Source organism: Pseudomonas sp. dw_612, from assembly GCF_018449725.1.
Classification (GTDB): Bacteria; Pseudomonadota; Gammaproteobacteria; order Pseudomonadales; family Pseudomonadaceae; genus Aquipseudomonas.
In genome coordinates this window covers 240,543-260,612 of record NZ_JAAVVC010000002.1, presented here as the reverse complement: position 1 = coordinate 260,612, position 20,070 = coordinate 240,543, and the positions used below count along the sequence as shown (strand labels likewise).

Genomic DNA, 20,070 nt, shown 5'->3' with positions numbered 1-20,070 from the left:
TTTTTAACCATGGCATTACTGACTGAACACGAACAACGCAGAGTCGCCGAGGCGATTGCCCGGGTCGAGCGCGAAACCGATGCCGAACTGGTCACCGTGCTCGCGGCCCGCGCCGACGACTACGCGTACATCCCGTTGCTGTGGGCCAGTTTGCTGGCGCTGGTGGTGCCGGGTGTCGTGCATTACCTGACCGGCGCGCTGACCCTGCACAGCCTGTTGCTGGTGCAGTGGGTCAGTTTTATCGTGCTGTGCCTGGTGTTCCGCATTCCCAAAGTCACCACCCACCTGATCCCGCGCCGGGTTCGCCATTGGCGCGCGTCGAACCTGGCGCGGCGGCAGTTTCTGGAGCAGAACCTGCACCACACCGTGGGCAGTACCGGGATGCTGATCTTTGTCTGCGAGGCCGAGCGTTATGTGGAAATCCTGGTGGACGAAGGGATTTCCAAACGACTGGATAACAAGAGCTGGGACATGATCGTCGCGGCGTTTACCCAACAGGTGAAGCAGGGCCAGACGTTGCAAGGGTTTGTGACCTGCATCGAAGCGTGCGGCGAATTGCTCAAGGTGCATGTGCCGGTGACGCAGGTGCGCAATGAGTTGCCGAATCGGTTGGTGGTGTTGGGCTGACCACCGGAGTCTTGGCAGCGCTCAGTTCTTGTAGCAGCTGCCGAGCCTGCGAGGCTGCGTTCGGCTGCGCAGCAGTCGTAAAACCAGACAACGCGGTGTTTCAGACGGGCCAAGATAGCAGGAATCACGGCTGCTGCGCAGCCGAACGCAGCCTCGCAGGCTCGGCAGCTGCTACAGATCGCGCCGTTCGGTAAATAACAGCGTGTCCCAAACCCGCATCCCCCCTAAAATACCCGCCATTCCCCGATTCGCACCGCCCGAGGCCGTTTTTCCATGTCCGTCACCGCCACCCCCGCCAGCCTCGCGCCGGATCACCACGGCCAATTCATCGACTTGCTGCAAACCAGCCTCGACGCCAACGCCTTCATCAAACTGGTGCTGGCCAAGTACGTCGGCGCCGAAGTGGACTTGCAGCGGCTGATCATCAAGCAGCTCACGGTCAAGGATCAGCCTTGCCTGTCCTTCGTCTACCGCTACAAGACCCGTGACATCACCAAGAATTTCCCGCTGGCCGAAGGCGTGGCGACCATCGCCGCGCTGCTGCCGGACGCGTTTAAAAATGCGCATTTGCTGTCCCTGACCGACGAAGCGCAGCTCGAATACAGCAAAAAGGGCAAGCCTTCGCTGTTCAAGAGCAAACCCCAGCAATTGCGCGAAGTGCCGTCCGCCGAGCACAACCGGGAGAAAAACCGCTTCCTCGATTTGAGCCGGCCGTTCCTCGCTGACCTGGGCGTGACCAACAGCAAGCACGAGCTGATCCCGGCGATGTCGCGCAAGTGGAAGCAGATCAACAAGTTCATCGAAGTCTTCAGCCATGCCCTGACCACCTCGCCGCTGGCGCTGGATAAACCGGTGCGGGTGGCGGACTTCGGTTCGGGCAAGGGTTACCTGACGTTCGCGATCCACGACTACCTGCGCAACACCTTGAACGCTGAAGGTGAAGTGACGGGCGTCGAGTTGCGCGAAGAGATGGTCAACCTGTGCAATGCAGCCGCCGCGAAGCTCGACCATCCGGGGCTGGTGTTCAAATGCGGCGACGTGCGCAGCGTGGCGCCGAGCGAGCTGGACGTGATGATCGCCCTGCATGCCTGCGACATCGCCACCGACTACGCGATCCACACCGGCATTCGTTCCGGTGCGTCGATCATCATGTGCTCGCCGTGCTGCCACAAACAGATCCGCCTGCAAATCCAGAGTCCGGCGCTGCTCAAGCCGATGCTGCAATACGGTCTGCACCTGGGCCAACAGGCGGAAATGGTCACCGACAGCCTGCGCGCGTTGTTCCTTGAGGCCTGCGGTTACGAGACCAAGGTGTTCGAGTTCATCTCACTGGACCACACCAACAAGAACAAGATGATCCTGGCGGTCAAACGCGCCGAGCCAGTGGACCCGGCGCAGTTGTTGGTGAAGATTCAGGAATTGAAGGATTTCTATCAGATCACGGAGCATTGCCTGGAAACGTTGCTGCATTCGGACGGCTATCTCTGATCCCTTGTGGGAGCGGGCTTGCTCGCGAAGGGGCCGTCAAATTCAACATTTGTGTTGACTGTTAGTCCGCCTTCGCGAGCAAGCCCGCTCCCACATGAGGTTTTATGGCGGTCTTGCGGCCCAGCATAACGGTCACAATCACCCCGGCCGCAAACAGCCAGGTAATCGGCTCGATGTGTTCCCCGAAGAACAACGCCGAAAACGCAATCGTGAAGAAGATCTGCAACAACTGAATCTGACTGACCCGCGCAATCCCGCCCATCGCCAACCCGGCGTACCAGGCAAAGAACCCGATGAATTGCGAAAACAGCGACACGTAGCCAAACGCCCACCAGGTCTTGGCCGAGATCTCGCCCTGATGCTGCAACGCCAGGTACGTCACCGGGCCGATCAGCAGCGGCGTCGACAGCACCAGCGCCCAGCAGATCACCTGCCAGCCGCCCATTTCCCTGGCCAAACGGCCGCCCTCGGCATAACCCAAACCGCCCACTGCAATCGCCCCGAGCATCAGCAAATCGCCGGCCTGAATACTGCCGGCGCCGCTGATCAACGCATAACCGAGCACCAACGCACTGCCCAGCGCGGCGCAGGCCCAGAATGCTTTCGACGGGCGTTCATGGGACAACCACGCGGCGTACAGCGCCACGCACAGCGGTTGCAGGCCATTGACCAGTGCGCCGTGGGACGCCGGCAAGGTCTGCATCGCCCAGGCTGACAACACCGGGAAACCGAGGATCACTCCGGCGATCACCAGCGTCAGGCCTTTGACCTGTTTCCAGGTCGGCCACTTCTCCCGTCGCCACAGCAACAACAACGCCGCCGGCACCGCCGCAAACAGCGCACGGCCCAGACCGTTGAGCAGCGGGTGGATTTCCTGCACGACGATGCGGGTGAAGGGCAGGGTAAGGCTGAAGATGACGACGCCGAGCAGGCCGAGGGCCATGCCGGTGTTTTCGCGCGAGGACATGAGGGCAACCAGAGTCGAGGGTGGCGGGAAGAGTGTTCATCTAGCCATAAACATTAGGTTTGCCGCTGTTACAGCTAGGCGCAGAATTATCCGTACAGTTTGAGGGCCTCTTCGCGAGCAAGCCCGCTCCCACAGTTGACCGCATTCCCATGGGCGACTCGGGCACATGTGGGAGCGGGCTTGCTCGCGAAGAACGATAACGCGGTCTGTCGGTAGTAGCTGGTTATTACCCGCCCACGCGGATTAGGACTACCTTGAATACTCCTGCACGCCCACGTATTCCCAGAGGAGTCCTCCCCATGGCTGCCAAGAAAATTCTGATGCTGGTCGGCGATTACGTCGAAGACTACGAAGTGATGGTGCCGTTCCAGGCGCTGCTGATGGTCGGTCACACCGTGCACGCCGTGTGCCCGGACAAAACCGCCGGCCAGACCGTGCGCACCGCAATCCATGACTTCGAAGGCGACCAGACTTACAGCGAAAAACCCGGTCACCTGTTTGCCCTGAATTTCGACTTCGCCAAGGTCAACGCCGCTGATTACGACGCACTGCTGGTGCCGGGCGGCCGTGCGCCGGAGTACCTGCGCCTGAACGAAAAAGTCCTGGAGCTGGTGCGAGATTTCGACAAGGCTGGCAAGCCGATTGCTGCCGTGTGCCACGGCGCACAATTGCTCGCCGCCGCGGGGATTCTTGAAGGTCGCGAATGCAGCGCCTACCCGGCCTGCGCCCCGGAAGTTCGCCTGGCCGGTGGCACGTTCATCGATATCCCGGTGACGGAAGGCCACGTTCAAGGCAATCTGGCCACTGCGCCGGCCTGGCCGGCCCACCCGAACTGGCTCGCCGGTTTCCTCGGCCTGCTGGGCACCCAAATCACGCTGTAACGAGGGACGTTTCCATGTGCGAGCTCTACGTCAAAGCCGATCCGATCCTCTACGAATCGCGCTCCCGCTCGCTGCGCATCTGCGGGGTGGTCACCACCCTGCGGCTGGAGAATCAGTTCTGGGACATCCTCAGCGAAATCGCCGACGTCGATGGCATGACGACCAACCAGTTGATCGCCAAGCTGTATGAAGAGGTGATGGACTATCGCGGGGAAGTGGTGAATTTTGCGTCGTTCTTGCGGGTGAGTTGTATGCGGTATTTGGCGCAGCGGCGGGTGATGGCGCCGGAGTTGTCGGTGGTGCGCACGGCTGCAAAATAGCTGAGACGGTGGCGACGCCATCGCGAGCAAGCTCGCTCCCACAGGGTTTCTTTGGTGTTCACAAGAATGTGAACACACCGAGGACCACTGTGGGAGCGGGCTTGCTCGCGAAGGCGCCAGGTCAGGCGCCACAAATCCCGAATCAGAAAAACCGCGTCACACTCACCTTGGCATTGCGCCCCTGGCTATACGCCCGATCCCCACTCAACGCCGGTCGATAATCCTCATTGAACAGATTGTCGACGGTCAGATTCACCTCAGTCCCCTTCAAATAAGCCTGCTGCGGCTTCCAGTTCGCAAACAACCCCTGCACGTTGTAACGATCATTCGCGTATTGGTCATAAAACACATCACCCACGGTGTTTTTGCTCGAACCATAGTTGTCACTCGGCAAGCGGTCGGTCTTGCGCACAAACTCACCCTGCCAACCGACCTGTGCATCCCAACTCGGAATCTTCACCCCCAGCACCGCGATCCATTTCGGCGGCGGTATGTCGCGCGCCCAAACATCCGGGCCCCACGGGTTGGTGTAGGCGCCTTCGTGCTTGCCGGTCAGCCACGAGTAGGACAGCGAGCCGAACAGGTACGTGGAGTCGTAGAAGCTTTCCACTTCGAAGCCCTTGATCGTCAGGCCGCCGATGTTGCGGTAGTTGCCCATCGGGCCCGAGCCCTTGCAGTCCGACGCGATGGTGCCGCCCTTGATCGCCTGGTTTTCGCAACCGACGCCCGTGGCCTTGAAGATCTCGTCATCGATTTTGTTGCGGAACAGCGTGGTGCGGATTTGCACGTTGTCGTGGTCCTGGAACACGTTGGCGAAGTTGCTGATGTTACCGGCGCGCCAACCGGTGATGCGTTCCGGGTCGAGGTCGACGCTGGTGGCGGTGCGGCTGCCCACGCCCTGAACTTCGTACTGCTCGTCGATCACCGGCGCGCGCCAGGTTTTGCTGTAGTCGACGAAGAAACCGACATCCGGCGTCATCCTCCAGAACGCCGACAGGCGCGGCGACCAACCGGTGTAGGTGCGATCACTGTAATCGTGGCCGAACGAAGGATCCGGGTTGTCGTAGAACGGCGCGTCGTTGGCCTCGCCACGGTTGCGCACGTGGTCATAGCGCACGGACGGCGTGAGGGTGAAATCGCCCAGAGTGATCGCGTCTTGCAGGTAAGCGCTGTTGGTGTCGACTTTGCCCTGGGGCATGAAGCTTGGCTGGAAATAGCCGAAGTTGTACTTCGGCACATCGTAGGTCTTGCCCGGCATCCACATCTCGGTGTCGCGGCTGTGCTTGCGGATTTGCACGCCGCTGGTCACCGCGTGGGCCAGGACGCCGGTGTCGAACAGGCTGATGTTGCTCGCCTCAAGGATGCGGTCCTTGTAGGCCGTGTCCATTTTGCGTCCACCGGTGGAGGTCTGGAAAAACGCCGTGGCATCGCGCTCGTCGGTCTGGTCGGTGTTGGACTCCGAGTAGCTGAGCTTGAAGTCGATCAAGCGATTGTCCAGCGGCTGGTACTGGTACTTGGTCGACCAAGTCGTGTCGATGGTTTCGCGATTGGCCAGAAAACGCTTCAAGGCATTTTCGTAACCGTACTGTTTGATGTTCGACGGGGTCGGCGGCGTCGGGTAACTGGCGGACGAGAAGGGCGTCCAGCGCTCGCTTTGGGAACGCGAATACGAGAGGCCGACGCTGTGTTCGTCATTAAGGTGCAGGTTGAATTTGAGCAACTGACCGTCGAGATCTTGCGCGCTGTTGGGCAGGCGCCTGGGATTGATCGGGTAGCTGTGATCCGGGTCCGGCGGGGTGCCGGCGAGTTTCATGTCGTCGCCATCGCGCTTGGTCAGGTACACCAGCGCATCAGCGCGACCGTCATCGGTCCGGCCAAACACCGCGCCGCTGTAGGTCTGTTGATGGTCGTTGCTGGCGTAGCCGTATTTGACCATCGCGCCGCTGTTGCGCCCCTCTTGCAACAGGTCCGGGGCGTCCTTGGTTTCCATGTGCACAGTGCCGCCGAAACCGCCGTTGCCGGTGAGCATCGAGTGCGGGCCTTTCTCCACTTCGATGCGTTTGATCAGCTCCGGCTCGATAAAAATCGTACCTTGCTGGTAGCGTTCGAAGCCACTTTTGGTCGCGCCGTCCACGGTCAGCGGCACGTCCTCGGCGTCGCCCAGGCCCCAGATATTGATGGTCTGGCCGCCGGGCTTCATCGAGCCGCCCATGCTCACGCCGGGCAGAGTCGCCAGAAGGCTGGGGATGTTGCTCGGTTGGTGGCGGTCGATGTCAGCCTGAGTCAGGGTCGAGCGGCCGACGGTGCTGGAATCGACTTCGGTACCGGTGCCGATCACGCTCAAGGCGTCGAGCTGGATCCCGTCGCTGCTGCTGGTGACCGGTTCTTCGGGACGCACGACGTAGGTCTGGTTGATCTTGATCAGGCCGAACTGACTGTTATCGAGTAACTGCCGGATCGCCGCTTCGGCGCTGTAATCGCCGTCAATGGCCGGGGCCTTGAGGTTGCGCAATTGCGCTTCGTCGAACAGCAACTGGATGTTCGCCTGTCGGGCAATCTGGCTCAACGATGTGGCCAGCGACTGCGCCGGCAGGTGCAGATTGATGGACTCGGCGTGGGCTTGCAGGCTCAGCGTCAGGCAGGCGGCGAGCAGGGTCGGGCGAAGGCAGACGAGCGGATAAGACGAAGACGCGCGAAACATTGAATCCCCCAGGGCGGCGAAAAAGGCCAAAAAGGCCTGCGTGCACAACGCAGACCGGAGGAAGACGCGGCAGGCAAAAAAAACCTCACATGCGAATGCAAAATATTCTCATGTGAGGTTTTTTCAGCGTGCTTCGATGCGTATCTGGCCGTTGGCGAGGGCGACAGTTTTCACCGGAATCAGCGCCGGGAGCGCGTTGAGCAATGCGTCGGGATCATTCACATCGAGGTTGCCCGAGACTTTGAACCGTCCCAGTTTTCCATCGGCCAGCAGCACCGGGCGCGCACGGTAGAGGTTCAATTCGTCGATCAGGCTGACCAGTTCGCGATTGCGAAACGACAAGTGGCCGCTGCGCCAGTCCGCGACTGGCGCGTCGGTCAATGTCTGCTGTTGCAAGGTGCCGCTGGCCAGGTCGAATGCGGCCTGTTGTTGCGCGCCGAGCAGGGTTTGCGTGGTGCTGTTCGGGGCAAACGCGACCTGGCCGTGGGCGACGCTCACCACCACTTGTTTGTCGGTGCGCCGCACATCAAAACCGGTGCCAACCACCCGCACCGTGGCTTCGCCGGAATGAACCCACAGTGGCCGCTCTTTGTCCGGCGCCACTTCCAGATAGAGCTGGCCCTGATCGAGGTAAATCTGCCGTTGCTGGCCGTCGAAAGCGATGCGCAGCCGAGTGTTGGCGTTGACCGACAAGGTGCTGCCATCAGGCAAATTGAAGGTACGCGCGCCTTTGGCCTGGGCCGCGATCTGTTGCTGATAGACGCCATGGGGCGTGCCGAGATTGAACGCCAGCACCGCACAGACCAGCGCCGCCGCAATCGCCAGCGCCGGGCGCCAGATGTTGGGTTTGCGCCGTACCACGAGCGGCACCGGTTTGTTTTGTTGCTGGAGTTCGGCCAGATCGGCCCACAACTCTTCGAATGCGCGGTAGGCCTTGGTGTGTTCAGGCACGTTCATCCACAGCTCGAAGGCCTTGCGGTCGGCGCTGCCCTGATCCTGGCGATTGCGCACAAACCAGCTCGCGGCCTGGGCGTCGATGCCGTCATCCGGCACATCGCTGTCGATCTCGTGTTGGGGGTTCATACAGGCTGCTCCGTGCCGTTCTCGTGGTCCAGGCGTTGCTTGCAATGCAACAGGGCGAAGGCGATGTGTTTTTCCACCATGCTCAGGGAAATACCCATGCGCTCGGCAATCTGTGCCTGACTCAGGCCTTCAAAGCGGTGCAGCATAAGGGCTTCTCGACGGCGCGGCGAGAGTTCGGCGAGAACACTTTTGAGTTGCTCCAGGCGTTGCAGGCGTTGCGCGCCGGCCAACGGGTCGTGCTGATCGTCGGCGATGGGTTCCGGGTCTGCCTCGTGATGGGGCTGCACGATGTGCCGCACCTTCTGCCGCCGCCAGTGATCGCGCAGCAGGTTGCGTGCCATCTGGAACAGAAACGCCCGTGGTTGTTCGACTTTGGCGCGGTCGCCGTAATCGAGCCATTGGGTGAACACGTCCTGGGTCATGTCCGCGGCGTCGCTGGGGTTATCCGTGCGTTTGCGCAGGTAATGCAGGATGTCCCCGTAGAACCGGCGAAAGGAGTCAGCCGACAGCGGGTCGGGCGTGAGGCGAGACATGGATATCCTTCTTGACGAAGCGCGGCGCAGAAAGTCGCGAATGATATCGAGAACTATTGCTATTTGTCTTCTGGCACGTGAGGACTGTTCTCTAGAAGTGGCTAAACCGTGTGGAGGGTCTTTACTGTCAGGCAACGTTGACTGGATCAATCGACAGGAGAGCACCATGTCTGGATGGTATGAATTGAGCAAAACCAGCACCGGGCAGTTTCGGTTTGTTCTGAAAGCGGCCAATGCCGAAACCATTCTGAACAGCGAGCACTACACCACCCGCGCGGCCGCCGAGGGCGGCATTGCCTCGGTGCAGAAAAACAGCCCGCTGGATGAACGCTACGAGAAAAAGACCACCAAGGATGGTCATCCTTACTTCAACCTCAAGGCCGGTAATCACGAAATCATTGGAAGCAGTGAGGCGTATTCGTCCGATGCTGCGCGGGAGAAGGGCATCGCCAGCGTCAAGGCGAACGGGCCGACGACGGTGATCAAGGACAAGACGTTGCCGGTGCTCTAACACCCGACACTAATCCCCTGTGGGAGCGGGCTTGCTCGCGAAAGCGGTGTGTCAGTCGACAGATTTTTGTCTGATGTACCGCTTTCGCGAGCAAGCCCGCTCCCACATGGTTTTGTGTGTATCTGATGATCAGCGCAGTGCTTTCAACAACCCCTGCAACTGCCCACAACCCGCCTCACTCAACGCAAACACCGGCAATCGTGGATCCCCCACTTCCAACCCGGTCATTCGCAGCCCAGCCTTGATCGTTGCCGGCAAGCCACCCTTGAGGATGAAATCCAGCAACGGCAACTGGCGATAGAACACCTCACGCGCCTTGCCCAGATCGTTGGCCAATACCGCGTCATACAACTCCAGATTGAACTGCGGGATCAGGTTCGGCGCCGCCGTGCACCAGCCTTTCGCCCCGGCGCAAACGCTTCCAGCGCCAGTGGATTGCAGCCGTTGTAGAACGGCACCTGACCCTCGCCCAGCAGTTGCAGCTTGTGCATGCGCTGGATGTCGCCGGTGCTTTCCTTGACCATCGTGACGTTTTCGACGGCGTTGAAAATCCGCAGAATCAGCTCCACCGACATGTCGGTGCCGCTGGTGGCCGGGTTGTTGTAGAGCATGATCGGCACGCCGATGCTGTCGCCGATGGCGCGGTAATGGGCGAGGATTTCCGCTTCGCTGAGTTTCCAGTAGGACGCCGGCAACACCATCACCACGTCGGCGCCATGCGCCTCGGCGAAACGCGCGCGGCGCACGGCTTTGGCGGTGGTCAGGTCGGACACACTGACGATGGTTGGCACCCGTCTCGCCACATGCGTGATGCTGAACTCGCTGACCTGATCCCACTCCGCGTCGCTCAGGTAAGCGCCTTCGCCAGTGCTGCCCAGCGGTGCGATGGCGTGGACGCCGCTGTCGATCAAGCGGTCGATGGAACGGCCGAGCGCTTCCAGATCAATGCCTTCGCCATTGGCGGTGAACGGGGTGATGGTGTAGCCGATGATGCCGTGAATGTTTGGGTTCGACATGCTGTCGCTCCTTTTGAAAATGAATGGGTTCAGTTCAGGCAATCGGCGTGTTGACGCAGGTTCTGCCGAGCGTAGTAGTTGAACGCGGCGGCGTGGCGTTTCGGTTTGGAAATCCAGTCATGGGCTTCGCGGCCGAGTTCCGGCAGGATCGGTTTGATTGTCCCGGCGCTCATCGCCAGCAACTGCAACTTCGCCGCGCGTTCGATCAGTTGCGCAATCACGCAGGCTTCCTCGATGCTCGCGCCGGTGGACAACTGGCCGTGGTGCGAAAGCAGGATCGCGCGTTTGTCACCGAGTGCGCCGGCAATGATTTCACCCTCTTCATTGCCCACCGGCACACCGGGCCAGGCTTCGAGAAACGCGCAATCTTCGTAGAGCGGGCACAGGTCCATGTGCGACACCTGCAACGGCACTTCAAGCATCGACAACGCGGCCACATGGGTCGGGTGCGTATGAATGATGCAGTTCACGTCCGGCCGGGCGCGGTACACCCAACTGTGAAAACGATTGGCCGGATTGGGCATGCCGTGGCCTTCGAGGACGTCCAGGTCTTCATTGACCAGCAACAGATTGCCGGCGGTAATTTCATCGAAACCCAGGCCCAATTGCTGGGTGTAATAGGTGCCTGGCTGCGGGCCGCGAGCGGTGATCTGCCCGGCCAGGCCGGAGTCGTGACCGTTCTCGAACAGGATGCGGCAGGTCAGGGCCAGCTTTTGCCGGTCGGTCCACGTATTATCCGCCAGGGTGTTTTGCATCTGGATCAGCGCTTGCTTGACCAGTTGGTCTTTGGGGAGTGCTAAGGTCTTGGCCATATCGGTGTCCTTTGGCTGGTTCAACGGACGTCGGGTTTGCGGTTTACCCGTTGCTTGCAAGGTCGTGGGTGAATGCAAATGACACTAAAGAGGCTATATGACACTTTGTGTCATTGGCAAGGACAAATCGTCGACTCCTTGATGGATTAATCGCTGCACATGTCTATCCGTTTGAAATTACTCAGGAAAAAACTTGGCGTGACGTTGGAGGCCCTGGCCGAAAAGTCCGGCATGACCAAGAGTTATCTGTCGAAAGTCGAGCGCGGGCTGAACACCCCGTCGATTGCGGCTGCGCTGAAACTGGCCAAGGCACTGAACGTGAAGGTCGAGGAATTGTTCTCCGAAGACAGCATCAGCCTCGACAGCTACAGCCTGGTGCGCAGCGACGAACGCCAATCCTTGGCCGCCAACGACCACAGCCCCGGTTATGCGGTGCTGGCCCATCAGGTCAGTGAACGCAGCCTGCTGCCGTTCATCATCTACCCGCCGAGCGAATTCACCGACAAGACCTTCAAGGAGCATTTGGGGGAAGAGTTTCTGTTCGTCCACGAAGGGCAGGTGGAAGTGGACTTCATGAATGAGCGGGTGCTGCTGAACCGGGGGGATGCGCTGCATTTCAATGCGCAGAAACCGCATCGGATCCGGTCAGTGGGGGAGGTTCAGGCGCAGTTGTTGGTGGTGGTGCATAGCACCGAAGAATGAATCAAGAGCAAAAGCTTCGCGAGCAAGCCCGCTCCCACAGGGGATCTCCAGTGAACATAAACTTTGGATACACATGAGATCCCCTGTGGGAGCGGGCTTGCTCGCGAAGGCGTCAGCCGACTCGCCGCTAAACCTCGACCGGAACCCTAAGTTTCGTACTCCCCAACGCATGCGTCTTCGAATCAAAAAACCTCAACTCAACCCCCGTCCCCTCAAACACCTTCGCGTAATGCCGCTTCTGATGCTGAATAAACGCCTTGCTGCGCGGATAAATCGACACCGCGACCACCTTCGGTTTCGCCTGGCGCAACGCGTGGATGATGTGGCTGTCCTGCTCGCCCAGCGCATGCCCGAAGATGCACAACCCCTCGCCATGCCCCAGTAACTGGTCATAGCAAAACGACAAATAGTCCGAGCTGCGAATGGTCTTGAGCTTGTCCTGGGCCGGGCCTTCGTTGACGAACAGCGGTACGTCATCCAGGGTTTTGATCGTGTTGTTGATGGCGAAGCTGCCGAGCAACGTGCCCTCGGTGGACATCAATTTGCGCGCGGTGCCGTCCTGATTGCGCACCAGATGCAGACCGCCGTGCAGGTACAGCAGACGCGGTTTGTCGGTGGCGCTGGCGCTCAAGTCAAAGCCCGGCTCGGTGCCGTGGAACAGATCGGTGATCACGTCCGGCGTGTGCTGAATCGCCCAGTAGCTCAGCAAGTCGTAGTTAGTGGTGAACACCGTCCCGTAACTGGCCAGTTCGCGATTGATCGTCGCCAATGTCGAAGGCACCACCAGTCGCCAAGGAATGTGCACCGCGTGCACGGTGTTGATCAGCGCTTCCTTGATCGCGTAGTAGCGATTGCGCGGTGCGGCGGAGCTGACGGCCAGGGCCTTGTTCACGCGGCTGGTGATTTTCAGCGCGCTCAGCACCTGCTCGAAACTGCGGGTTTGCAGCGCATCGAACACGCTCAGCTCGGATTGGCTTAGAGGTTTTTCTTCGACGGTTCGGGCGTTTTCGAACAGCGAGTCATAGCCAAAGTCGTCCCACACCGCGCGGCTGGCGCCGTTGCCCAGCAGCAGGCCGTTGAACGAAGCGGTGGTGCGCAAGGCGTTCCAGTCTTCAAGTTGGGCATCAACATCCTGGAAATCGGTCATTGCGTTGGTCGTCTCAAAAGCGAAAGGTCGGATGGGCGGCGACTTTATCACGACCGGGGGTTGAGCCAGATCAACATGCGCCGTGACTGATCGGTCGATCCTGTGTTCATCCGCTGAATCGGCGCTGTCGATTCGGCCCCTCGCAGGAGATTCGGTCATGAGCAGCACGTTTTTCATCCCCGCCGTGAACATCATGGGCACCGGTTGCCTCGACGAAGCCATGGACGCCATCCGCAAGTACGGCTTTCGCAAAGCGCTGATCGTCACCGACGCCGGGCTGGCCAAGGCAGGCGTGGCGGCGATGATCGCCGAGAAACTGGCGATGCAGGACATCGATTCGGTGATTTTCGACGGCGCCAAGCCTAACCCGAGCATCGCCAACGTCGAGCGCGGCCTGGGCCTGCTGAAGGAAAGCCGCTGTGATTTCGTGGTGTCCCTGGGCGGCGGTTCGCCCCACGACTGCGCCAAAGGCATCGCGTTGTGCGCGACCAACGGCGGGCAGATCCGCGACTACGAAGGCGTCGATCAATCGGAGAAACCGCAACTGCCGCTGATCGCGATCAACACCACCGCCGGCACCGCCAGCGAGATGACTCGTTTCTGCATCATCACCGACGAATCGCGTCACGTGAAAATGGCCATCGTCGACCGCAACGTCACACCGCTGCTGTCGGTCAACGACCCGGCGCTGATGGTCGCCATGCCTAAGAGTCTGACCGCCGCCACCGGCATGGATGCGCTGACTCATGCCATCGAAGCCTACGTCTCCACCGCCGCCAACCCGATCACCGACGCCTGCGCGCTGAAAGCCATCACCCTGATCAGCAACAACCTGCGCCTGGCCGTGCGCGACGGCAGCGACATGGCCGCCCGGGAAAACATGGCGTACGCGCAGTTCCTCGCCGGCATGGCGTTCAACAACGCGTCCCTCGGTTACGTCCACGCCATGGCCCACCAATTGGGCGGCTTCTACGACTTGCCCCACGGCGTGTGCAACGCTGTGTTGCTGCCGCATGTGCAAAGCTTCAACGCGCTGGTGTGTGGCGATCGCCTCACCGACGTGGCCCACGCCATGGGCGCCGATATTCGTGGCTTCAGCCCGGAAGAGGGCGCACAAGCGGCCATCGCGGCGATTCGCAGTTTGGCCAAGGACGTGGAAATTCCCGGCGGTCTGCGTGACCTCGGCGCCAAGCTCAACGACATCCCGATCCTCGCCGCCAACGCTCTGAAAGACGCCTGTGGCTTGACCAATCCGCGCCCGGCGGATCAGCGGCAGATCGAGGAGATTTTCCGCAGCGCGTTCTAACCCGTTTTGCGGCCCGGCGCGAACCTCACACAGAGCATCGCGCCCAGGGCCAGCAAGGTGCACAACAACGACAATGGCCACGCCTGCTGACTGGCGATCAGGCTGGCGATGCCGCCAATGACCGCCGCCATCAGTTGATGAATGAAGCCGCTCAACGCCATCGCATAAGCACCACCAACCGGCGAACCATCGTTGGCCAGCGACAGGCTGATCGGATAATTCAACGACTGGCCGAGCACCGCAACGCAGTAGGGCAGCCAGAACAGCAACGCCACCGACGTTCCCGCCACACTCCCCAGCAACATCACCCCGCTGCCGGCCAGCACCAGACCGACACCCAATGTCATCAACCAATGCTGGCCGGTGCGCAACACGAAGCGATTCACGCCCAACGCCCCGAGAAAATACGCGGCGCTGATCGGCCAACCCAGCAATCCGTATTCCACGGCCGACCAGTTGAACGGCCCTTGCAGAATCAACGGTGCGGCGGTGTTGAACGCGATGATCACCCCGTAACCGAGGCCGCCAGCCAAGGCCGGCAGCAGGAACGCGCGGTGACGCAAAATGCGCCAGTAGCTCGGCCAGGCTGACGACTGAGCATTTTCTTCGCTCAACACCGCAAAGGTGACCCGCGCCACGATCACCGCCATCCCCAGGCTGACTGCTCCCAACAGATAAAAGATCGCCGGCCAGCCTAGCGCCACCTGAATGATCGACCCCAGGTATTGGCCAATCCCCAGCGCTACCACGAACGAAATCGAAATCCACGACAACGCCTTGGCCAGCAGGTCACCGCGAAAACTGTCGCGGATCAACACCCGCGCCATCACCGAAATCCCGCTGGCGCCAATGCCCTGAACCAGTCGAAACAACAGAAACGATTCCAGCGTCTGGCTCAAAGGCAAGGCCAGATTGCCCAGGCCATAAATACCGAGCGCCGCGAGCAACACCGGTTTGCGCCCAATACGTTGACCGAGGCTGCCCCAGAACAACATCGGCAGCGCCATGCCGATCAGGTACACCGCCAGCCCCCACGACACCTGCGACGCCTCGGCGGACAGATGGCGGGCAATCTCCGGCAGTGCCGGCAGGTAAATGCTCATGCCCAACTGCGCGAGAAAAACCGTGCTGCAGGTGACGAGGAGGGTGGTGCTGCTCTTCATGGAATCTTCCCTGGGGTCAGCCGTTGACGTCCCGGCCGTGAGTGTGCAAAAGCTCGGTGATGAGTTCACAAAAGTGGCGAATCAGCGCGGCCTCCATATCGGCACGCAACGTGATCCGGATGGCTGCCTGACCTTGGGCAACCACCGGGAAAAACACCGCCGAAGTGAAGAAACCCAGATTGGCCAATTCGGTCGCCAGACTGTTTGCCAGCGCCGCTTCACCGCAGCGAATCAGGCGAATCGCCATGTTGCTGCCGTGCTGTTCGGTCCGAATCAGGCTGTCAAAGAGCCGGATATTAACCTGAAGTTTTTCCTGCAATGCGGCGAATTCCGGGGTGCGGTGTAGCCTGATCGATGCCCTGCCTGCACCAATGGCCGCACTGTTCAGGCTTTGCGACCAGTTGCTGGGCCCGCCGTAACGCTGAATCAGCTTCTTCTGCCGTTCGCTGCCGAGCATCACCAGACCGCCACTGGCGCCAAACGACTTGCCCAGCGACGCGACGATCAGGCAGTCATCGTCAAGGACGGGCAACCTGGGGCGCACCAGGCCGGCGCCAAATTTTCCGACAGCGGAAAGGGCATGGGAATCGTCCAGATAGAGAAACAGCCCATAGCGATCCTTCAGGTACAACAGACTGTCCATGTCCGCGACCCCACCCATGCTGTAGGCGCCATCGGCCACGTACGCGACGGTGGTGTTCTGCTGACATTGTTTTTCCAGGAAGTCCATGTCGTTATGCGGACACGTCACCACTCTGGTTTCGTCCGCACACGCGGCTTTGAGGTGATTCATCGAGTAATGCGCCAACCGGTCAAACACCATGACGGGAGGGCGGTTGTCGGTGAACACGCCGCTGGCCAGCAACGGCAGAACCCCGGCGCTCGCCGCGCTGCACGACAAGGTGCTGAGACAACGGGCGCCGAACAGCTCGGACAGTTCGGTTTCGTACTGGTCCAGAATCGCCAGTTTGCAGCGGTTTTTCGAGTTGGCGACGCGTAGGGTGCCGGTTGCCCACAACGTGTTCATGGCACCTTTGAGCAGATCGGGATGGTGATCCAGACCCAGGTAAGAGGTGGTGCAGAAGTGATGAAATACGCGCCCGTATTGGTCAACCATACAGTTGGCGCTACGGATGTCGACATTGAGTCCTGCGACTTTCCCGGCTTCGGCGGTTTCCCAGTCGTGGTCGGCCAGTGAAATCAGTTTTCGATAGTTGGTGAAGGTGTTTTCCGCGTGGGGTGACTGATCCATGTGAACGTGCCTTTCCTTGAGTGATGTAACGGTCCGTGTGTGTTTCCAGACTTTACAGAGGGCGGCGAGGGCATTGAATCGGCCAATTCCGACGAGGTTGAGTGTTACAAGAGATTTATGTGTAGGAAGGTGCCTTGTGGGGCTGTGGGCCAAAACCGGGCTATCCTGCCGACTCAGCCGAACCCACGCCATCGAGCCCCCCATGCTGCAAAAAAGCCTGATTCGCCGCCTCGACCTGATCACCCTCCAGCTATTCGTCGCCGTCCACGAAGAAGGCACGTTGACCCGTGCCGCCACCCGTGAAGCGATTGCGGTGTCAGCGGCGAGCAAGCGTTTGATGGAGTTGGAGGAGGCGTTCGGCATCAGTCTGTTCGTGCGTCAGGCCAAGGGCATGACCCTGACCGCGGCCGGAGAGACGCTGCTGCACCATGCCCGGCAGATGCTGTTCAACGTCGAGAAAATGGGGCTGGAACTGGGCGAGCACAGTCACGGGATTCGCGGTTATGTGCGGATGCTGGCGAACCTGTCGGCGATCATTCAGTTCTTGCCGGAAGACCTGCGGGACTTTTCCGAGCGCCATCCCCAAGTCAAGACTGACCTTGAAGAGCGGCCCAGCAGCGGCGTGATTCAAGGCGTGCTCGACGGTGTGGCGGACCTCGGGATTTGCTCCAGCGACAGCGACGTCAAAGGTTTGCACAGCGTGCTCTATCGCCAGGACAAACTGGTGGTGTTGATGCCGGCGGATCATCCGTTGGCCAGCCGCGAAACCCTGGCATTTGCCGATACCCTGGGCAGCGACTACGTCGGTTTGCATGCCGCCAGTTCGATCAACATGCGCACCCACGCGGCGGCGCGCAAGGCGGGCAAGGTGTTGCGGTTGCGGATTCATGTGCCGGGGTTCGATGCGATGTGCCGGATGGTCCAGGCGAACATGGGCATCGGGATCTTGCCGCAGAAAGCCTATGAATTGTTTGGGCGGGCGTTGGGGTTGCACGCGGTGCCGTTGACGGATGACTGGTCGGATCGGGCGTTGATTCTGGTGGTGCGGGATGAGGCGGGGTTGTCGCCGGTGAGTCGGATGTTGTTTGAGCAGTTGCGGGGTCAGGCCTGATGCATTTTTGTTGAATGGGCCGGCCTCTTCGCGGGCAAGCCCGCTCCCACAGGGGATTTTCTGAGGACACAAAATCCATGTTCACTGGAGATCTAATGTGGGAGCGGGCTTGCTCGCGAAGACGGACTTGAGGTCGCGGTAATCTCCAGAGCGTTCGCGTTTCACGAACACCCCTTGCCAACTGAAGGTTGGATTCCCCACCCCCTGGTCCTCTAGCCTTGGCACATATTCCAAGAATAAAGAGGTACCCCGCGATGACTGCCCCCTTGAGTGCAATCAAAGTAATCGAGATCGGCACGCTGATCGCCGCGCCGTTTGCCGCGCGCATGCTGGCCGAGTTCGGCGCCGAGGTGATCAAGATCGAAGCCATGGGCCAGGGCGATCCCCTGCGCAAATGGCGCAAGCTGCACGAGGGCACCTCGCTGTGGTGGTACCTGCAATCGCGGAACAAGAAGTCCCTGGCACTCAATCTGAAATCCGCCGAAGGCATCGAACTGGTCAAGCAACTGGCGACCAGCGCCGACGTGCTGATCGAAAACCTGCGCCCCGGCGCCCTGGAAAAACTCGGCCTGGGCTGGGACGTGCTGCACGCCCTCAACCCTAACCTGACCCTGGTGCGCATCTCCGGCTACGGCCAGACCGGTCCGTACCGCGACCGCCCGGGTTTCGGCGCCATTGGCGAGGCCATGGGCGGGATTCGCTACACCACCGGCACCCCCGGTTCGCCGCCGGCCCGGGTCGGGGTCAGCCTCGGTGATTCCCTGGCGTCATTGCACGCGGTAATCGGCGCGCTGATGTCGCTGCTGCGGGTCAAGACCGGGCAGGGCGGTGGGCAAGTGGTCGATGTGTCCCTGGCCGAAAGCGTGTTCAACGTGATGGAAAGCCTGGTGCCGGAATACGACATGCAGGGCCATATCCGCGAACGCAGCGGCGGCGCGTTGCCGGGCATCGCGCCGTCCAACACCTACCTGACGTCCGATGGCGCCTACGTGGTGATCGCCGGCAACAGCGATCCGATCTACAAGCGCCTGATGAACGTGATCGGTCGCAGCGATCTGGCTGACGCGCCGGAATTCGCCCACAACGACGGTCGCGCCTTGAAAAGCAATGTGCTCGACGCGGCGATCACGCACTGGACCAGCAGTCTGCCAATCGATGAGGTACTGGCCGCGCTGGAAACCGCCGAAGTCCCGGCCGGGCGCATCTATTCCGTGGCCGACATCGTCGCCGATCCGCACTATCAGGCGCGGGACATGCTGCTCAACGCCGAACTGCCCGGCGGCGCCACGGTGAAGATGCCGGGCATCGTGCCGAAACTCTCCGAAACCCCCGGCGGCGTGAACTGGTCCGGGCCTGGTTTGGGTCAGCACACCGACGGCATTCTTGCCGGGCTGGGTCTGACCGGTTCCGACATCGAACGGCTGAAAGCCGCAGGAGTGGTGCAATGATCACTGACTTTTCCGAGACGCTGATCGTTCAGGAAGTCTCGCCTCGCGACGGCTTGCAGATCGAGCCGACCTGGGTCGAAACCGCCGACAAGATTGCGTTGATCGACCAACTGTCGCTGGCCGGGTTCAGCCGCATCGAGGCCGGTTCGTTCGTCTCACCGAAAGCCATTCCGGCGTTGCGCGATGGTGAGCTGGTGTTCAAGGGCATCACCCGCCAACCTGGCGTGATTTACGTCGCGCTGATCCCCAACCTCAAAGGCGCGCAGCGGGCGCTGGCGACGAGGGCCGATGAGTTGAACCTGGTGATGTCCGCCAGCCAGACCCACAACCTGGCCAACATGCGCATGCGTTGCGAAGCCTCATTGGCGGCGTTCGGTGAAATCGTGCAATACGTCGGCGGCACGCCGGTGCGACTCAACGGCAGCATCGCCACCACGTTCGGCTGCCCGTTCGAAGGCAAGATTGATGAGGATCGTGTGCTGCAAATCGTCGAGGCCTATCAGGAACTCGGCATTCAGGGCATCACCCTGGCTGACACCACCGGCATGGCCAATCCACGGCAAGTGGATCGACTGGTTCGCCGGGTGTTGCAGCGGGTGTCGCCAGCGGACCTGACCCTGCATTTCCACAACACCCGTGGCCTCGGCTTGTGCAACGTCCTCGCCGCCTATGAGGCCGGTGCCCGACGTTTCGACGCGGCGCTCGGCGGGCTCGGTGGCTGCCCGTTTGCACCGGGCGCCTCGGGCAATATCTGCACCGAAGACCTGGTCAACCTGTGCGATGAAATCGGCATTCACACCGGCATCGATTTGCCGCTGCTGCTGAAACTGTCCCGAGGCTTGCCGGCGCTGTTGGGCCATGAAGTGCCCGGTCAACTGGCCAAGGCCGGGCGCAATTGCGATTTGCATCCAACGCCGTCCTGAGCCACACCGAATAACCCCTGTGGGAGCGGGCTTGCTCGCGAAGGCGTCGTGTCAGTCGCCATCCATATTGACTGACACA

Annotated in this window: 18 protein-coding genes and 1 pseudogene; 10 read left to right on the top strand and 9 right to left on the bottom strand. The window is 60.7% G+C overall.

All coding sequences use genetic code 11. The annotated features are described in order from the left end of the window. Positions 1-9 precede the first annotated feature (9 nt). Positions 10-627: a TPM domain-containing protein gene (locus HB680_RS04380; protein WP_213937393.1), complete on the top strand. Its 618-nt coding sequence runs from the start codon at positions 10-12 to the stop codon at positions 625-627. A gap of 273 nt (positions 628-900) precedes the next feature. After that, complete coding sequence (locus HB680_RS04375) at positions 901-2,115, top strand: SAM-dependent methyltransferase (protein ID WP_213937392.1); 1,215 nt, start codon at positions 901-903, stop codon at positions 2,113-2,115. A gap of 61 nt (positions 2,116-2,176) precedes the next feature. Here HB680_RS04375 and HB680_RS04370 read toward each other — a convergent pair whose 3' ends face one another. After that, entirely contained in the window at positions 2,177-3,082 is a 906-nt protein-coding gene (locus tag HB680_RS04370) for a DMT family transporter (protein ID WP_213937391.1), read from the bottom strand. Positions 3,083-3,381: 299 nt separating this feature from the next. On the opposite strand from HB680_RS04370, the gene HB680_RS04365 reads away from it, so the two are divergent. Both HB680_RS04365 and HB680_RS04360 read left to right on the top strand, forming a co-directional pair. Then, positions 3,382-3,963, top strand: coding sequence for a DJ-1/PfpI family protein (locus tag HB680_RS04365; protein ID WP_213937390.1), 582 nt, complete (start codon positions 3,382-3,384; stop codon positions 3,961-3,963). A gap of 14 nt (positions 3,964-3,977) precedes the next feature. Further along, on the top strand, positions 3,978-4,283 hold the full coding sequence (locus HB680_RS04360; protein WP_213937389.1) for a ribbon-helix-helix domain-containing protein: 306 nt from the start codon (positions 3,978-3,980) through the stop codon (positions 4,281-4,283). A gap of 142 nt (positions 4,284-4,425) precedes the next feature. On the opposite strand, the gene HB680_RS04355 is transcribed toward HB680_RS04360, so the two are convergent. The 3 genes from HB680_RS04355 to HB680_RS04345 form a co-directional block, all read right to left on the bottom strand. Next, entirely contained in the window at positions 4,426-6,984 is a 2,559-nt protein-coding gene (locus HB680_RS04355) for a TonB-dependent receptor (RefSeq protein ID WP_213937388.1), read from the bottom strand. A 123-nt stretch (positions 6,985-7,107) separates the two neighbouring features. Further along, positions 7,108-8,067 carry a FecR domain-containing protein gene (locus HB680_RS04350; RefSeq protein ID WP_213937387.1) on the bottom strand — a complete coding sequence of 320 codons (960 nt, stop codon included), beginning with the start codon at positions 8,065-8,067 and terminating at the stop codon, positions 7,108-7,110. Continuing rightward, a complete protein-coding gene (locus tag HB680_RS04345; protein WP_213937386.1) occupies positions 8,064-8,600 on the bottom strand; it encodes an RNA polymerase sigma factor in 537 nt (178 codons plus the stop codon). Before HB680_RS04345 ends, HB680_RS04350 begins: the two co-directional genes overlap by 4 nt. 166 nt (positions 8,601-8,766) lie before the next feature. On the opposite strand from HB680_RS04345, the gene HB680_RS04340 reads away from it, so the two are divergent. Further along, positions 8,767-9,111 carry a YegP family protein gene (locus HB680_RS04340; protein WP_213937385.1) on the top strand — a complete coding sequence of 115 codons (345 nt, stop codon included), beginning with the start codon at positions 8,767-8,769 and terminating at the stop codon, positions 9,109-9,111. 129 nt (positions 9,112-9,240) lie between these two features. Here HB680_RS04340 and HB680_RS04335 read toward each other — a convergent pair. Both HB680_RS04335 and HB680_RS04330 read right to left on the bottom strand, forming a co-directional pair. Next, a pseudogene (locus HB680_RS04335) lies at positions 9,241-10,127 on the bottom strand (dihydrodipicolinate synthase family protein). A gap of 29 nt (positions 10,128-10,156) precedes the next feature. Next, a complete protein-coding gene (locus tag HB680_RS04330) occupies positions 10,157-10,939 on the bottom strand; it encodes an aldolase (protein WP_213937384.1) in 783 nt (260 codons plus the stop codon). A gap of 159 nt (positions 10,940-11,098) precedes the next feature. On the opposite strand from HB680_RS04330, the gene HB680_RS04325 reads away from it, so the two are divergent. Then, a complete protein-coding gene (locus HB680_RS04325; protein ID WP_201201381.1) occupies positions 11,099-11,641 on the top strand; it encodes an XRE family transcriptional regulator in 543 nt (180 codons plus the stop codon). A gap of 127 nt (positions 11,642-11,768) precedes the next feature. Here the strand turns inward: HB680_RS04325 and HB680_RS04320 are convergent, their stop codons facing one another. Next, a complete protein-coding gene (locus tag HB680_RS04320) occupies positions 11,769-12,788 on the bottom strand; it encodes a DUF4917 family protein (protein WP_213937383.1) in 1,020 nt (339 codons plus the stop codon). 157 nt (positions 12,789-12,945) lie between these two features. On the opposite strand from HB680_RS04320, the gene yiaY reads away from it, so the two are divergent. Further along, a complete protein-coding gene (yiaY, locus tag HB680_RS04315) occupies positions 12,946-14,094 on the top strand; it encodes an L-threonine dehydrogenase (protein WP_213937382.1) in 1,149 nt (382 codons plus the stop codon). On the opposite strand, the gene HB680_RS04310 is transcribed toward yiaY, so the two are convergent. Together HB680_RS04310 and HB680_RS04305 are read right to left on the bottom strand one after the other, a co-directional pair. Then, on the bottom strand, positions 14,091-15,257 hold the full coding sequence (locus tag HB680_RS04310) for an MFS transporter (RefSeq protein WP_213937381.1): 1,167 nt from the start codon (positions 15,255-15,257) through the stop codon (positions 14,091-14,093). The two genes, yiaY and HB680_RS04310, sit on opposite strands and share 4 nt — an antisense overlap. 16 nt (positions 15,258-15,273) lie before the next feature. Next, positions 15,274-16,509, bottom strand: coding sequence for an aminotransferase class I/II-fold pyridoxal phosphate-dependent enzyme (locus HB680_RS04305; RefSeq protein ID WP_213937379.1), 1,236 nt, complete (start codon positions 16,507-16,509; stop codon positions 15,274-15,276). Between the two features lie 202 nt (positions 16,510-16,711). Here HB680_RS04305 and HB680_RS04300 point away from each other — a divergent pair, with 202 nt between their 5' ends. The 3 genes from HB680_RS04300 (at position 16,712) to HB680_RS04290 (ending at position 19,991) form a co-directional block, all read left to right on the top strand. Further along, positions 16,712-17,620 (top strand): LysR family transcriptional regulator, encoded by a 909-nt coding sequence (locus HB680_RS04300; RefSeq protein WP_213937377.1) that lies wholly within the window; start codon positions 16,712-16,714, stop codon positions 17,618-17,620. A gap of 254 nt (positions 17,621-17,874) precedes the next feature. Beyond that, the gene (locus HB680_RS04295; protein WP_213937375.1) at positions 17,875-19,068 is read left to right on the top strand and encodes a CaiB/BaiF CoA-transferase family protein; all 1,194 of its coding nucleotides are present in this window, start codon (positions 17,875-17,877) and stop codon (positions 19,066-19,068) included. Further along, on the top strand, positions 19,065-19,991 hold the full coding sequence (locus HB680_RS04290; protein WP_213937373.1) for a hydroxymethylglutaryl-CoA lyase: 927 nt from the start codon (positions 19,065-19,067) through the stop codon (positions 19,989-19,991). The genes HB680_RS04295 and HB680_RS04290 overlap by 4 nt, the downstream gene beginning before the upstream one ends. The last annotated feature ends 79 nt before the right edge of the window (positions 19,992-20,070 follow it).

Excerpts from the sequence above, each read along its gene's own strand:
- HB680_RS04355 (WP_213937388.1), bottom strand. The coding sequence starts at position 6,984 with ATGTTTCGCGCGTCTTCGTCTTATCCGCTCGTCTGCCTTCGCCCGACC.
- HB680_RS04300 (WP_213937377.1), top strand. The coding sequence starts at position 16,712 with ATGCTGCAAAAAAGCCTGATTCGCCGCCTCGACCTGATCACCCTCCAG.
- HB680_RS04350 (WP_213937387.1), bottom strand. The coding sequence starts at position 8,067 with ATGAACCCCCAACACGAGATCGACAGCGATGTGCCGGATGACGGCATC.
- HB680_RS04320 (WP_213937383.1), bottom strand. The coding sequence starts at position 12,788 with ATGACCGATTTCCAGGATGTTGATGCCCAACTTGAAGACTGGAACGCC.
- yiaY (WP_213937382.1), top strand. The coding sequence starts at position 12,946 with ATGAGCAGCACGTTTTTCATCCCCGCCGTGAACATCATGGGCACCGGT.
- HB680_RS04325 (WP_201201381.1), top strand. The coding sequence starts at position 11,099 with ATGTCTATCCGTTTGAAATTACTCAGGAAAAAACTTGGCGTGACGTTG.
- HB680_RS04345 (WP_213937386.1), bottom strand. The coding sequence starts at position 8,600 with ATGTCTCGCCTCACGCCCGACCCGCTGTCGGCTGACTCCTTTCGCCGG.
- HB680_RS04380 (WP_213937393.1), top strand. The coding sequence starts at position 10 with ATGGCATTACTGACTGAACACGAACAACGCAGAGTCGCCGAGGCGATT.
- HB680_RS04365 (WP_213937390.1), top strand. The coding sequence starts at position 3,382 with ATGGCTGCCAAGAAAATTCTGATGCTGGTCGGCGATTACGTCGAAGAC.
- HB680_RS04375 (WP_213937392.1), top strand. The coding sequence starts at position 901 with ATGTCCGTCACCGCCACCCCCGCCAGCCTCGCGCCGGATCACCACGGC.
- HB680_RS04305 (WP_213937379.1), bottom strand. The coding sequence starts at position 16,509 with ATGGATCAGTCACCCCACGCGGAAAACACCTTCACCAACTATCGAAAA.
- HB680_RS04310 (WP_213937381.1), bottom strand. The coding sequence starts at position 15,257 with ATGAAGAGCAGCACCACCCTCCTCGTCACCTGCAGCACGGTTTTTCTC.
- HB680_RS04290 (WP_213937373.1), top strand. The coding sequence starts at position 19,065 with ATGATCACTGACTTTTCCGAGACGCTGATCGTTCAGGAAGTCTCGCCT.
- HB680_RS04295 (WP_213937375.1), top strand. The coding sequence starts at position 17,875 with ATGACTGCCCCCTTGAGTGCAATCAAAGTAATCGAGATCGGCACGCTG.
- HB680_RS04330 (WP_213937384.1), bottom strand. The coding sequence starts at position 10,939 with ATGGCCAAGACCTTAGCACTCCCCAAAGACCAACTGGTCAAGCAAGCG.
- HB680_RS04360 (WP_213937389.1), top strand. The coding sequence starts at position 3,978 with ATGTGCGAGCTCTACGTCAAAGCCGATCCGATCCTCTACGAATCGCGC.
- HB680_RS04370 (WP_213937391.1), bottom strand. The coding sequence starts at position 3,082 with ATGTCCTCGCGCGAAAACACCGGCATGGCCCTCGGCCTGCTCGGCGTC.
- HB680_RS04340 (WP_213937385.1), top strand. The coding sequence starts at position 8,767 with ATGTCTGGATGGTATGAATTGAGCAAAACCAGCACCGGGCAGTTTCGG.